General features: G+C 50.9%; 11 protein-coding genes and 1 pseudogene. 11 read left to right on the top strand and 1 reads right to left on the bottom strand.

Annotation, left to right across the window (positions count from 1 at the left end):
* Nucleotides 1–43: 43 nt before the first annotated feature.
* Nucleotides 44–310 carry a hypothetical protein gene (locus BLS94_RS02240; protein WP_072767523.1) on the bottom strand — a complete coding sequence of 89 codons (267 nt, stop codon included), beginning with the start codon at nt 308–310 and terminating at the stop codon, nt 44–46.
* 268 nt (nt 311–578) lie between these two features.
* On the opposite strand from BLS94_RS02240, the gene BLS94_RS02235 reads away from it, so the two are divergent.
* The 11 genes and pseudogenes from BLS94_RS02235 to BLS94_RS02185 all read left to right on the top strand — a co-directional run bounded on the left by BLS94_RS02235 (nt 579) and on the right by BLS94_RS02185 (nt 14,586).
* Nucleotides 579–1,274, top strand: coding sequence for an MgtC/SapB family protein (locus BLS94_RS02235; RefSeq protein ID WP_090957579.1), 696 nt, complete (start codon nt 579–581; stop codon nt 1,272–1,274).
* 294 nt (nt 1,275–1,568) lie between these two features.
* Entirely contained in the window at nt 1,569–2,006 is a 438-nt protein-coding gene (locus BLS94_RS02230) for a YciI family protein (protein ID WP_072767521.1), read from the top strand.
* A 135-nt stretch (nt 2,007–2,141) separates the two neighbouring features.
* Nucleotides 2,142–2,543 (top strand): VOC family protein, encoded by a 402-nt coding sequence (locus BLS94_RS02225; RefSeq protein ID WP_072767520.1) that lies wholly within the window; start codon nt 2,142–2,144, stop codon nt 2,541–2,543.
* 83 nt (nt 2,544–2,626) lie between these two features.
* Nucleotides 2,627–3,253, top strand: a complete 627-nt coding sequence (locus BLS94_RS02220; RefSeq protein WP_090957578.1) for an SOS response-associated peptidase family protein — start codon at nt 2,627–2,629, stop codon at nt 3,251–3,253.
* Between the two features lie 391 nt (nt 3,254–3,644).
* Nucleotides 3,645–6,578, top strand: a complete 2,934-nt coding sequence (locus tag BLS94_RS02215; RefSeq protein ID WP_090957577.1) for a PAS domain S-box protein — start codon at nt 3,645–3,647, stop codon at nt 6,576–6,578.
* Nucleotides 6,579–7,503: 925 nt separating this feature from the next.
* A pseudogene (locus BLS94_RS02210) lies at nt 7,504–8,254 on the top strand (IS6 family transposase).
* A 69-nt stretch (nt 8,255–8,323) separates the two neighbouring features.
* A complete protein-coding gene (locus BLS94_RS02205; protein ID WP_090957576.1) occupies nt 8,324–9,940 on the top strand; it encodes a dihydroxyacetone kinase subunit DhaK in 1,617 nt (538 codons plus the stop codon).
* A gap of 117 nt (nt 9,941–10,057) precedes the next feature.
* Nucleotides 10,058–11,023, top strand: coding sequence for a tyrosine-type recombinase/integrase (locus BLS94_RS02200; protein WP_090957575.1), 966 nt, complete (start codon nt 10,058–10,060; stop codon nt 11,021–11,023).
* Between the two features lie 60 nt (nt 11,024–11,083).
* Nucleotides 11,084–12,541 (top strand): CHASE2 domain-containing protein, encoded by a 1,458-nt coding sequence (locus tag BLS94_RS02195; protein WP_090957574.1) that lies wholly within the window; start codon nt 11,084–11,086, stop codon nt 12,539–12,541.
* A 55-nt stretch (nt 12,542–12,596) separates the two neighbouring features.
* Complete coding sequence (locus BLS94_RS02190) at nt 12,597–12,983, top strand: hypothetical protein (protein ID WP_090957573.1); 387 nt, start codon at nt 12,597–12,599, stop codon at nt 12,981–12,983.
* Between the two features lie 10 nt (nt 12,984–12,993).
* Complete coding sequence (locus tag BLS94_RS02185) at nt 12,994–14,586, top strand: M48 family metallopeptidase (RefSeq protein ID WP_090957572.1); 1,593 nt, start codon at nt 12,994–12,996, stop codon at nt 14,584–14,586.
* Nucleotides 14,587–14,593 lie beyond the last annotated feature (7 nt).

Below are 14,593 nucleotides of genomic sequence, written 5' to 3'. Positions count from 1 at the left end.
AGATACAGATACCACTACTGCAAATACCGCTACCGCGACCTCTTTACATCAATAGCCGGTCTACTTCTGTTATCGCAACTTCCTCTATTCCCTTGATTCCATGGGATTTAACCATATCCATCATCATGCAGAAGTCCCTCATTTGCATGCAATCGAGGGCCCATTCTCCAGGTTCCGATTCGTATGCCGCATCTTCCATCGTCGACGCAGCGGCAGCCCAGTGACCATGCGCGATCTCCAGCATGGCAATTTTGCACCGCGTCACTTGCGTTGGCGCCGCGGCCATCAATATTTCATGCATTGTTTTCATGGCGATCTCCTTGCCAAAAAAATTTCACCTATACTGAGTTTGACCGCGTTACGTCGATCGAGTGCTATGGGTCGAAATTTTTTTATACAATGAACTGTTATCGTGCTGTTCATTCCGTTTTCATCAAAACAGCCATTTCAAGCACTTAAGGCCTGATCCGCATCATTAGGATTGACATCAGTCATTATGCCTGCCGGTACAGGCTGAGGGCTGTGACTATTCGCTCAGTTGGTTGACCGGGTCAAGGATCATAATCGTGGAGTCCATTATGAACATTGATGGCGATTTCCTGATAATCGCCATGCATCTTGTCGCAGCGTTGGTGGCAGGGGGCGCCATCGGCATGGAAAGAAGCTTGCACGGCCATCCTGCCGGTTTCAGAACGCATGCGCTCGTCAGTCTCGCCTCCAGTTTGCTGATGCTGATCACCCTATACCAGTGGAAATGGCTTCCGGACGTTCCGATCGACGCCATCAGAATGGACCCGACCCGAATGGCTCAGGGAATTATGACGGGGATAGGTTTTCTGGGTGCGGGCGTGATTTTCAAGGAGGGTTTGAGCGTTCGCGGCTTGACCACCGCCGCTTCGATCTGGATCACGGCAGGCATCGGCATTTTGATGGGTATAGGATTTTTTATTCCCGGCATTCTTGGAACTATCCTGACGCTCGGTATTCTCTCTTTGTTCCGCTTGATTGAGGACAGACTCCCCCGTCAGCTATATGCTCAATATCATGTCAGCTTTGATCGCGGCAACATCATGTCGGAAAGCGAAATCCGAAAACTCGTGGTGGACCACGGGTTTGAAGTTGTGACGATGAGTTATCGCATCACTTCGGCGGCCTTGTTTGAATACCGCATGGATATTCGAACCACAGACCTCGGCGGAACTTCAGCGCTTGCGGATGTGATGCGTGAAATGGAATCAGTCCGCGAATTCCGCATCTCGACGACCGGCAACTGATGGCATGCATACTCACTCTGGCGGGAACAAAAGGAAGCGGGGAAAAATAAGCTGGATGGGACGCTCATGATAATCTGTTACGGTAAGCAGAATGGAGAATGAGAATGGAGCATGTGCAAAAATACGTCTCGGTCTCATTCGGCAGGAGAATGCCGAGTGATTGCTCGCATCAAGCATAGTAATATTCGGAGTCGAGCTGCCAAGCTGAACTTAAGTTAACCCCTCGTTAAGTCTCACGCTGTATGGAGACTGAACCCGGAATTCGCCAAACCTAAATTAAATGGAGAAATAACCATGCAATTCATGATCTTGCTCAAGGCCGATAAAAATACTGAAGCGGGCGTTATGCCAAGCGAAAAGCTCCTTACCGATATGAGCAAGTATAACGAAGAGCTCCTTAACGCTGGCGTATTGCTTGCGGGCGAGGGGCTGCACCCAAGTTCGAAGGGCGCGCGCGTGAAATTCTCGGATGGGAAGAGAACCGTAATTGAAGGACCCTTTCCCGAGGTGAAAGAGCTGATTGCCGGCTTTTGGCTGCTCCAGGTAAAATCCAGGGAAGAGGCGATAGAATGGGTTAAACGCTGTCCCAATCCCCTTGAGGGAGAGGCTGAGATAGAAATTCGCCAAGTATTTGAAGCAAGCGACTTCGGTGCGGAGTTCACCCCCGAACTGAGGGAGCAGGAGGAGCGTATGCGAGCGCAACTGGCGGGAAAGGGCGAACCTGAAACGTGACGGAACCGCTCCGCCAGAATAATGCATATGGCCGACGCAGAGCTATAAAAATCGGAGGCGGGCACTTGCCGGATTTCGGATATTACACGATACAGCCTGGTTTCTCGAATCATCAACCACCTTAAGGAGCGTGCCATGCAACTGAACCCTTATCTTGTTTTCAATGGTCAATGCGAGGCAGCTTTCAAATTCTATGAGGAGCGCCTCGGCGGAAAGATCCTGGTAATGCTCACCCACGGAAGCTCGCCGATGGCGGAGCAAGGACCACCTGAATGGCGCAATAAGATCATGCATGCTCGCCTGACGGTGGGAGACGCGGTATTGATGGGTTCCGACAGTCCACCCGATCACTTTGAGGAGATGAAAGGCTTTTCCGTAGCGCTGAATGTCGAGGCCCCGGCAGATGCAGAACGTATTTTCCACGCATTAGCGGAAAATGGAACAGTGCGAATGCCGCTGCAGGAAACTTTCTGGGCGGCCCGGTTTGGCATGCTTATCGATCAATTCGGCGTGCCATGGATGATAAACTGCGAGTAAATCGGTAATGTAAATCGCGCGCAGCCAACGTATTTACTGAAGCAACGAATTGCGAAAGCGGTTGACCGGGCGCAGTATGAGATATGGGGGGACGTTTTGAACAATCCGGAACGCGCAAGTATTACACGCGGGCGCTAGGAGCGGATACCAGCGATGATCGCGAGTGGACCGGTGGCGATCATATCGCGTCGTACAACATCGCGCCCGGCCTGTGCCCCTGGATGATCATGTTGCGCAATCGCAAGGTGGAATTCATCGGCAAAACCGGGGGCTATCGGACACCTAGCGAGGCTGCTGCGAAGAGAAAACCCTGGATTAATGCGCGTGTAGAAAAAGCCCTGACAGGGCGCTATTTCCGGCACATGTTCCGCGAGGGGAGGGTAATCATTCCTGGAGGGGGCTGGTTCGAGCGGACGGTAGAGGGCGGCAAGAAGCAACCCTGGTATATCACCCGCAAGGTCGAGGCGACGATTTTCATAGCTGGGCTAACCAACTTCCGCCCCTACACCGAGCAAAACGTTGAAGTCGGGTTCGTCATTGTCACCGAGGACTGTGAAGGCGGCATGGTGGTTATACATGACCGCCGGCCGTTGTGCTGGAACCGGAGGATGCGTGGCGCTGGATGGACCCTGATACGCCGGTTGAGGAAGCGGCGCATATCGCGCAAACACGCTCTCTGCCTACCGAAGCCTTCACTTGGTGGAGATTAGATAGAGCAGTGAACCGAGTCGATCCGAATAACAATACGAGAGAGCTGATAGCGCCGATAAACGAATTAGCTCAGCCATGAGCATAGTCTTTTAGGGCCCATGCCGCCTTACGGTTTGAACCCCATTATTTTCATTGCCGGATCGCTGGATAAGGGAATAGTCCCTGGGTCCTTATTGGTAAAATAATTGAACGTCTTTACCTGTCGCCTCCGATGGTTATCATTGGCAGTGTCCAGAGAATCTTTTCCATGTTCCCTCTGAGAAAGTGCTTAAAGAACTTCTACTCACTTTCCCTCCCGCGTCTTCAATTGGCTCTCGCGGGTCAGGCACGAACCACTGAAGAGTAATCGCTCCATACGCCGGCAGATGTACCAGGAGGACTAACAACTCGATGGATGTAGCTGAAAACGATACTGATGCAGTACGCCGCTTGCGGCGAACAATGCGGGATTTGCTAGCTCTCTCGACCCTGTCTGGGGCGTGGGCTGGTCTAGAACCGGAGGATATTGCCAAGAGGCTCGCTAAGATTCTCTCAAGTACTCTTGATCTTGACTTGGTCTACATCCGCCTTCTCCAGCCCAAAAGCTCTGGCTTTACGGAGGCTATATGCAGCAAGCATCGTCCTGATGCCGACCGCTGCATTTCGGAAACATGGGACTGGCTCGCTTCGCTCTTGACCGATGCTGCTTCGATTCCAGTTGCTATAGTGCCTGATCCGTTTGGATCCGGCACTCTGCGAATGACTCTCAATCGATCCGGCTTGGAAGAGCATGACGTTTTAATCACTGGTTCCCAACGCGCAGACTTTCCAACGGAGGAAGACCGGCTGCTGCTGGAGCTTGCTGCCAACCAGATGGCTGTCGTTTCGCAGCGGCGCCGGGCCGAGCAGGCTCTCCAGCAAAGCGAAGAGCGATTTCATGGTTTTGCCAACGCCGCTCCGGCCATGCTCTGGGTGACGGAGCCAGACGGTTTCTGCTCTTTCCTCTCTCACGGGTGGTACGAGTTCACCGGCCAAGGCGAGGACGGAGGCCTGGGTTTCGGGTGGCTCAATGCCGTGCATCCGGAAGATCGGGAGACAGCAAGCAAACATTTCCTTTTAGCAAACGAGCGGAATGAAGCTTTCTCCATCGAGTATCGGCTGTGGCGGGCCGATGGCGTGTACCGGTGGATCATCGACGCAGGCCGCCCTCGCTTCTCCCCTGAAGGCCAATTTCTCGGGTATGCCGGAAACCTGCTTGATATCACCGACCGCAAGCAGGTCGAGAAGGATCTTCAGGAAAGCCGAGAGCACTTGCGGGCCATCTTTGAATCCGTCGGTGATGGTCTTTATGTAATGGGGCCAGATTTCCGCTGCACCTACATGAATCCGGCTGGAGCGGCAATGCTTGGCTATCAGGCCCAAGAGCTCGTTGGTCGGCACCTGCACGACACCATTCACCATACACGCCCGGACGGCCGTCATTACGCGGTCAGTGAGTGCCCTATTGCCTTAGCCGCGCGTAAGAGTGTGCCGGCGCGCGTGGACGACGATGTCTTCTGGCGGAAGGATGGCAGCACGCTATCAGTTACCTACTCTGTTGCTCCAATAATGGTCGATGGCCGACCCGCTGGAGCGGTCGTCACATACCGGGATGTCACGGAGCGGAAGCAATCCGAAGAAGAAATGGCCGCTCTCCTGGGAATGGAGAAGTGCCGTGCTGCACTTCTGGCACGGGTAGCCAATGCAAGCCAGTCGATGAACGTGGAGTGGTCGGTGGACAGCATTGTCCGGATTTTGACTGAAGAAGCCTGCTCCATGCTTGGAGCCCATCAAGCGGTGACTTCCGTGACTATTTCAGAAAACTGGACACAGGCGATTAGAGCGGTATCACTGTCGGACAAGTATGCCGGCTACCATACCTATTCGGAGAAGATGGATGGATCGGGCATTTACATGGAGGTATGTCGGACCAATCGTCCGATGCGGATGACTCAACAAGAGCTGGAAGCCCACCCAGCGTGGAAAGGGTTTGGAAAACATGCCAAAGATCATCCGCCGATGAGGGGGTGGCTCGCCGTGCCGCTGATCGGCCACGGAGGGAAAAACCTCGGCTTGGTCCAACTCACCGACAAGGCTCAAGGCGAATTCACCGAAGAGGACGAAGCGATTCTGGTACAGCTTGCCGCGATTGCCTCTGCCGGGATCGAAAACGCCTATCTTTATGAGCAGGTGCGGGAGCAGGATCGACGCAAGGATGAATTCCTCGCCACGCTGGCTCATGAACTGAGAAATCCTCTTGCCCCCGTTCGTAACGGACTTGCCGTGCTCAAGCTGGCACCTTCGATGGAGGCCACGGTGAGGACCCGGGAGATCATGGAGCGACAGGTGGAACATATGGTCCGCCTCATCGACGATCTGCTTGACGTTTCCCGTATCACCAGCGGAAAGATCCAACTCAAGAAGGAGCGAGTAGAGGTTCGCACAGTACTGGATGCAGCTCTTGAACTAAGTCGGCCCCTTATTGAGGAAAACCAGCACAGGCTGTTCATTTCGAGTCCTAAAGAGTCGCTCCTGCTTGACGCCGATCCAACGCGTATGGCCCAAGTAGTAAGTAACCTCCTGAATAACGCGGCGAAGTACACTTCCAAAGGAGGACGAATTGAGTTGTCTGCCGAGAGAGACGGCAGCGAAGTGATCATCAGGGTGCGGGATAACGGAGCCGGTCTTACGTCAGAGGCTCTGCCAGAGGTATTTGAATTATTCAGTCAGGTCGGGAAAACCCTGGATCGCTCACAGGGAGGATTGGGCATCGGGTTAGCCCTCGTCAAGCGCCTTGTTGAAATGCATAACGGATCCATCGCGGCGGAAAGCCAAGGCCTAGGGCAAGGCAGCACGTTCGTTGTCCGCTTTCCCCTTGCCGCAACGCAAATAATCAAGAGGCAAGTTGCTGGGGCAAGTGACTCCTGTAGCTTATCTGTTCCCCGTCGCATTCTGGTGGTGGACGACAATGTGGATGGTGCTGAGACACTCGCCATGCTCCTTATGTTGTCCGGACATACGGTAGAGACGGTTCACACTGGACCGGACGCTCTTAAAGCCGCTCAAACCTTTCAACCTAACGTAATGTTCCTCGACATTGGCCTTCCTGGCCTGAGCGGGTATGAGGTTGCACAACAACTGCGTTCTGATTCGAACATGAAGGGCTTGATCCTTGTAGCATTGACCGGATGGGGATCCGAAGATGACCGCCGACGAGCGCTAATTGCTGGATTCAATTATCACCTTACCAAGCCGGTCGAGATAGAAAAGCTGCAATCATTACTCAGCGAAATAGATAGTTTATGATGAGTAAACTATCTCTCACTAGGGCTAGCCCTAACGAGAGAGCGACAGCTTAGCTGTCACACCGAAGACAGCGATGGTTTTGTTCCTCACGAGGTAAGTGTTGAGATCGAGCACAGATCATGGAAATATTCTCCGTGCGCGATACTGACAGAGGCTGCGAGGGTTCCGTGATGCGCTGGGGTTTTATTCCCCCTCCTGGAAAGTCCGCTCTGGTTGATCCTATTGAGCCTGATGGCTACTCATAAATAGCTTTGCCGACAAGCAAGCCACAGCGACTCACCAAGCTGGAAGATTGCCTGCCAAAAACTGCGCCATGCGTGGCGCTGGCTGGATATAGATACACCAATTGGGGAAGCGGCGCATATAGCGCAATCACGTTCTTTGCCTAGCGACGCCTTCACTTGATGGAGGGTGGATAGAGCCGTGAACCGGGCCGATCCTTCTAACAACAGCAGGGAATTGTTAAAACCCATAGCGAGCAGTCCTACATAAATCATCAGGATGATTAGACGGATCTCTTGGAAATCCCAAAATGGCAAAACGAAACGAAAAAAAAGCTAGCGGTAATAGGTAGGTCCTATTCAGCACGCGTGGGATTGCCCGAGAGCAACAGGCGACCTGACGTGAAATGGTTTATTAAGGCTGCAAGCCTTCGAATTGCAGTGAAAGGGAAAGTATGGGTTGTAATAAAACGATTAAATTTCGGTTAAATTTTGCAATAAAAAATGAAGTAGCCTGTCAACTACATAAAAAGAAGTAGCCTGTCAACTACATAAAAACAAGCATTGAGGTGATAACTATTTACCGTTGATAACATATTTTATCAACTGCCTCCCACCCCCATTTGTGTAGCCTCCCGGCTACGGCTCTGTTGCAAAAAATAAGAAGCGAGGTGCACCATTGTATTTTTCAGGACAATCCTCAAATGTCAGATTTTAAGTGGCGTCATTTCCGTGGTGAGCTGATTCTGGGTTGTGTCAGGTGGTATTGCAAATACGGGATCAGCTATCGTGATTTGGCGGAAATGATGCTGGAACGTGGTCTTGATGTAGATCATACGACGCTCTACCGTTGGGTTCAGCATTACGCGCCCGAAATGGAAAAGCGCCTGAGGTGGTATTGGAAACCTCCCATGGGCTACAGTTGGCGGGTGGATGAAACCTACGTAAAAGTAAAAGGGGAGTGGACGTATCTCTACCGGGCACTTGATAAAAAAGGCCATACGATTGATTTCTATCTCTCCGCTACTCGCAATACCCAAGCTGCCAAACGTTTTCTGGGGCAAAGCCCTGAAATCCATGAAACCCTGGGCGCACCTCGGTGCTATCAATACCGACAAGGCGCCCGCTTACAGGTCCGCCATTACCGAATTAAAAACGGAAGTAAAGCGTCCGCCGGACACCGTGCACCGGCAGGTAAAATACCTGAACAATATTATCGAAGCTGATGGCAAGCTCAAACGCTTGATAAACCCGGTGCGCGGCTTTAAATCGATGAAAACAGCCTACGCCACCATCAACGGTTTCGAGCTCATGCGGATGCTTAAGAAAGGACAGCTGGACGTTTGGAAATTGGGCCAAGGCCTCACAGGAGAAATCTGGCTCATTGAAAGGCAATTCGGTATCTACAGGGGCTCTGTTGCAAAAAATAAGAAACAGCTATATTTTAATTTTTAACTAAATATTTTTTAATACTTTTAAATTCACTTTTTATCAAAAATCATTTTTTGCAACAGAGCCGAAAACATGGCCCAGTTCACCAACACCAAAGAAAGCATCGTCACCGAAGCCGTCGATGGTCTGGTCGCGGCGTCTGGCGGTAAGCTGGCGCGGCTCGACGGCTATCCGCATATACGGGTGGTCGTACGCAATGACTGGGACAAGTCCAAGGTCGCGTTGATCTCGGGAGGCGGATCGGGCCACGAACCGGCACATGTGGGTTTCGTCGGGGAAGGAATGCTGACGGCTGCGGTGTGCGGCGACATCTTCGCCTCGCCGACAGTCGACGCGGTACTGGCAGGCATCCTTGCCGTGACGGGATCGTCCGGCTGCCTGCTCATCGTCAAGAATTATACCGGTGACCGATTGAATTTCGGGCTGGCGGCCGAACGCGCTCGCCAGTTTGGCTTGAATGTCGAGATAGTCATCGTCGACGATGATGTGGCGTTGCCCGACTTGCCCCAAGCCCGCGGCGTCGCCGGCACGCTTTTCGTGCACAAGATAGCCGGCGCGTTGGCCGAGAATGGTGCCGACTTGGCGCACGTCGCCGCGGCCGCGCGCAAGGTCGTGTCAAAGACAAAAAGCATCGGCATGTCGCTAAACACCTGCACCATCCCAGGTTCGCCAAAGGAGGATCGCATCCCGCCCGGAATGGCCGAGCTTGGGCTTGGCATCCACGGTGAAGCCGGGGTCGAGCAGGTCGAGTTCAAGGACGCGAGCGAAGCTGTCGCTGCCATGGTCGAGCGCCTGTCAGCTGCAATGGAAGAAAAGCCGCATGTCGCTATGGTCAACAATCTCGGCGGCACGTCGGTCATCGAGATGTCGATCATCCTCAACGAAATCCGGCAGTCAGCGATTGGCGAGCGGATAACCCACGTCATCGGGCCGGCGGCCATGATGACATCGCTCGACATGCATGGCTTCTCGATTTCGGCCTATCCTGCCGACGATGCCGAGATCGCCCTGCTCAAGCAGCACACGCCGCTGGCGGCATGGCCACGGGTCTCCCGGCTAGGCCAGGTCGCGATTCAGGCGCTTCCGGACGGCCTGATGGCTGTCGTTCCGATGCCCTCGATGCACAAGCCGACCAGGGAGTTCCTGACCAGTTGCTGCGAGGTTCTGATCGCCGCCGAGAACGACCTCAACGCGCTCGACGCGAAGTCAGGCGATGGCGACACCGGCAGCACGCTAGCCGGCGCGGCACGCGCCCTGATCAGCGCCGTGGACCGCTTGCCGCTTGCCGACCATACCCAGCTCTATCGAGCCATTGGCTTGGAGCTTTCCCAAACCATGGGAGGCTCGTGCGGTGTGCTCCTCGCGATCTTCTTCGCCGCAGCGGGCGATGCCGCCTCAAGCGGCTTGCCAATGCGCGAAGCGTTGCAGGCCGGGTTGCGAAGAATGCAGGAGATCGGCGGGGCACGTCCGGGTGACCGCACCATGGTCGATGCCCTTGCGCCGGCCCTTGATGCCCTGGAAGAGAGCCTGCCCGAGGCGGCGAAAGCCGCGCGTGCGGGTGCCGATCGCACTGCCCACATGAGCAAGGCGAATGCGGGCCGCGCTTCCTATGTCAATGCCAAGCATTTGGTCGGTCACGCTGATCCAGGTGCTGAGGCGGTCGCGCGACTGTTTGAACACTTGGCCTAATTTTAGATTGTAAGCATCTATTTATAACCATAACATGTTTTATGTGTGATGAATTAGGACAAACCCCTCGGTCAGTTATTATTGATAAAAATACGTTATCAATAATAGAATGGATGCATGAGCTCATCCAATCTTCCCGCTTCAATACCTCCTTCCAGCCGGCTTCTGAGCACCGCCGACTTCCGCCGCCTGGCTGATGTTCCGCTCGAGGCCGAATGGTTCGCCAACATCGACAATCCGCAGACCCGGCGCGCCTATCGCAATGCGCTCGAGGATTTCATAAAGTTCACCGGCATCGAGCGGCCGGATGAGTTTCGGGAAATCACGCGCGCTCACATCATTGCCTGGCGGGATGACCTGAAGTACCGGGAATTGAGCGGCACCACCATCCGGCATCGCCTAGCGGCGCTGTCCTCCTTGTTCGAATATCTGTGCAACAAGAATGCCGTGACCCACAATCCGGTCAAAGGTATCAAGCGACCTTCAGTGGAAGGCTATGAAGGCAAGACGCCGGCCATAGGAGATCACCAGGCGCGTGGATTGCTCGATGCACCGAATAACATATCACTCAAAGGTAAACGCGACCGCGCCATTCTGGCCACCTTGCTCTATCACGCGCTGCGGCGTGAAGAACTATGCAAGCTCCTGGTCAAGGACTTCAAGCATGAGCGTCGCGGGGTCGCGCATCTCAAGGTTTCCGGCAAGGGCGGTAAAATACGCTATATTCCGCTGCATCCTGCGGCAGGCGGCCTGATTCTGGATTATCTGGAAGAGTCAGGTCACGGGTTTGACCTTGCCGGGGCGCTTTTTCGACCCATTCGCAACAACCGTACTGGTACTCTGCACACGGCAATAACAGCCGACATGGTTTATAAACTGGTGCGTTCGTATTCCGCAGCGCTCGGATTCAAGATCGGGGCGCATGCGCTACGGGCGACTGCGGCAACCAACGCCCTGGATCATCAGGCCGACATTGCCAAGGTGCAGGAGTGGCTAGGGCATGCCAATATTGCCACCACCCGGATTTACGATCACCGCAAGACCCGGCCGCAGGATAGTCCAACGTTTAAGGTGAGTTATTAACGTAAGTGCCGTAGGATGAGTACCAGCGCTGAATGATCGGTTCGCAGGCCGAGGAAAAATATGAAGAAAACGTTCTCAATTGGCTTGTTCCGATCATCATTATTGGGGAGTCTGCTCATAGGCCTGCTCATAGGGGTTACTGCGCAGTTTGATCCCGTAGGCATGAAAACAGCAGCAGCTCTTCAATCAGAATCATTCTTTATACGTCTGGTTGGGGGGCCCTGGTATAGATCCGAGGCTCAGGACAAGATTACCGTTGTACTAATTGATGACAAGTATCTTGCTGAAAGCAATGAAGCCTGGCCACTTTCATATAAGGAGCAAACTCAGTTACTAGCAGGTATTTTGGCACGCAATCCCAAAGCGGTATTCTTGGATTTGCTATATCTACACAAACAAAGGGGGCATGACGTTTATCTCGACGATCTAGTCGATACTATTAATCAATCTGAATCGGCACGATCCGTCCCAATATTTATTCCTTATTTGTTAGATAAGGAATCAAGTCAGTGCGATTCAGAAGAAGAAAGGAAACCGAGTCTTACTAAGCCCGGTAGGGAAAATCTAATAATTAAGGAAGTAAGAGATTCGGGTGCGAATAAAGTTTCCATTGGATGGACAGGTTGTAGCAACAAATATCCAAGTTCTATTGGTCAACATAAGACCCCCGCATTTGCGCTATACGAGAGCGTTTGCGAAAACCCTGGCTGGTTCTCCAAAGGCTGTCGAGATAGTCAGTCCGGCGAGTTTAAGAAGCCAATGATGGTGAACTGGGGTTCTGGAGTAAGTAAAAGACAGGAAGAAACATATGATGTAGGAGGTATTGCTATATGTCCAAAAATCGATAAGAGTGATTTTCAGAGCATATTACTTTATCAATGGAATCAGCTCCTAAGTATGAAAGGTCAGGTATTTGACGGCACCACAGAGCGCGGCAAATCCGAATCCTGCACCTATACAGATACACTCCATGCCACTTGGTTCTTGGGGTGCGCACCTGGATATTTGGAGTGCGGATCTCAGATGAATGAATTCTTAAAAGAGCGAATTGAAAATAGAGTCGTTCTTATTGGCACAAAGATTGAAGGGGTACATGACAAAGTTCTAAGTCCGGTAAATGGAGGCGTGCCGGGTGTATATCTATTTGCTATGGCTCTCGATAACTATCTTGAATATGGCGCGGGTTACTTTACCCATCTGGATAGAGTGGGAATCGCGCTGGCCGAGATAAGTGCGCTTCTTTTCAGCATTATTGTAATTGGCTGGGTCTGGCAAGAGATAGTCCCTAGCTCGAAAATGGCGCAAATGGGCTTCGGTAGTTTTAGAGAAGGCGTTAAGTCATTAATCGTTATCCTGATATTTAAACTGCTTATTCCCTTAGGACTAAGCCTAATTATCACAGCCGTGATGTGGGTAGGGTTTAAAGTTTCCCCAATGGATTGGATCAGCGTTTCATTATTGTCTTTTATCGTAAACCCGGTGAAATTGGATTTTAAGATATATACTGAAGAGGCATAATGTTGAGCTTGTTCCTTCATTAAAACCAAACAAAAAATTGAAAAAGGGTATCCATATGAAACCCACATTAGTTATTTTTTCTGGTTTTATGTTTTTAACCACCATCTTCTCAGTTGCTCAAGCAGATCAGCAAATAATACTTGGTGTACATAAGAAGGGGCTGGATGTGTATTCAGAGGATGGGGTTAAAGAAAAGTACCAGTTAACTGAAGCGGATGTTAAAGGCGCTCCCGTACTAGCAACCAGTCCAAAAAATCTGGTTAAGGTAAATATTAATGGTAAAGAGGTCTGGTTACGATCTATCCAGTTGGAACTATCCGGTCCAAAACTCGCTTCGGACATTCCCGCTAGACCACCATGTCCAGCATCTGCTCCAGGTGCGCCCGCTGATGAAACTAGCCCAGCAGCAAGCGGCATAGGGCCTCCTCCTTGCAGGAAATAATGGAGAAAATATGAAGAAAGTATGTAGTTGCTTAATGTTGATATGGGTCTTTGTTCTGGGCGGCTGCGCAACAAAGCCCATTACTGAATCCAATTCTTCTGATAAAGGAATTGTATTGGATCAGACCAATGCGAAAGCAAAGGGCAATAAATCCTGGTTCAATTCGGGCAATGAGGCGAAGCAAAAATTTAGCCAAAAATATAATGGCGAGATAGATCCGGCAACCGCTTTCTATCTGGAATACGATACCTATATCTATGAGGACAAAAAGATAGTGGCGTATCTGCAGAAAATTATCGACAGGCTGCTTCAGGGTTGGCAAGGGGAAAAACCTGAACTGTCTGTAGTTTTAATCACAGATGAATTTTTTAATGCCTATGTCGATGAGTTAAATCAACTCCATGTGACAACAGGATTATTGAGAAACGTTGAAAATGAAGATCAACTGGCAGCAATACTGGCGCATGAAATAAGTCATATTCTTCTAAAGCATAATCCAGAGAAAAGCTCAGTCAACTCTGTAACTTCAGGTTTGGAGATGGGTGGAATTATTGCTGAAACGGCAAGCATTATTATGGGAGACGAGGACTTAGGAAAACAAGCTTGGTTTGGTTTTACATCGCTAGGTCTAGTGTGGGCTGATTTACTTTCGCCTGGCTGGTCTAGGAAAAATGAGCTGGAAGCAGACAAGATGGGCATGGATTTACTAATGAGGGCTAATTATAACTATGAACAATTTCCTGTGGTTCTTGAGAAAATCGGTGAAGGTGAAGGAAAAAAATCAGCGCACTTGAATAAGATGATCAAAGGGCTGGATCCCTCCGAACAACCTGATGCTTCGACCAAAGAACAATCTGCTGCGCTAACCAAAAAACTCAACGATGAGGTTTCCTCGAAAAATAAAAGTCATGAGGATCGGGCAACCCGAATCAAAGCATTAAAGGATTACTTAAATACAGCATATGCTGGAGGTGAACTACCCCCTGCAAACAGCGAGGCAGAATTTCGAAGCACAGTTTATGATCCCATTTCTAAAGCTCAACTTGATCAGGACTATAAGGCAATAGAGACTATCAATGCTCTCAGTTTTCGAGATGTAGAGCGGGCTAAAACGAAAGCAGCTTCTCTTCCGGACTCTAAATTGAATCTGGTATCAAGTAAAATTGCTAAATCCTCAGTTGAAATTTCAGAAAAGAATTATGGGGATGCAATAAATAACCTTCTTTCATTGATCGATCATAATTACGCTCCAGCGGAAGCATATATAAAGCTAGCAAGCGTTTATATGGAAGAAAAAAAATATGACGAGGCGGGAAAGATTCTTAATCTCGGTATTAAAAGGATTGGTAGGGATTATAAGTTTCTTCCCGCGCTGGTAAATCTCTACAAAACTTCCGGCGATAAAAAGACCGCGGAAGGAACCACAAAAAAATGCCGGGACTATGACAAGACGGTCTTATTGTCGTCCGAATCGGGTGACTCCTATTACAAGAATTGCGTAGCAATACTGGGCTATGATCCCGATGAAAGGGTATTGGTCCCAGCTGCAAAGAAAATTATTCCATATGTGTTACCAGGCATCGAGCTTCTAAGAATGTTTTAACTACAAA

Origin of the sequence: Nitrosospira sp. Nsp18 (assembly GCF_900103145.1) — a bacterium.
In the GTDB taxonomy this organism is placed as follows: Bacteria; Pseudomonadota; Gammaproteobacteria; order Burkholderiales; family Nitrosomonadaceae; genus Nitrosospira.
This window is presented reverse-complemented; position numbering and strand designations above follow the sequence as displayed.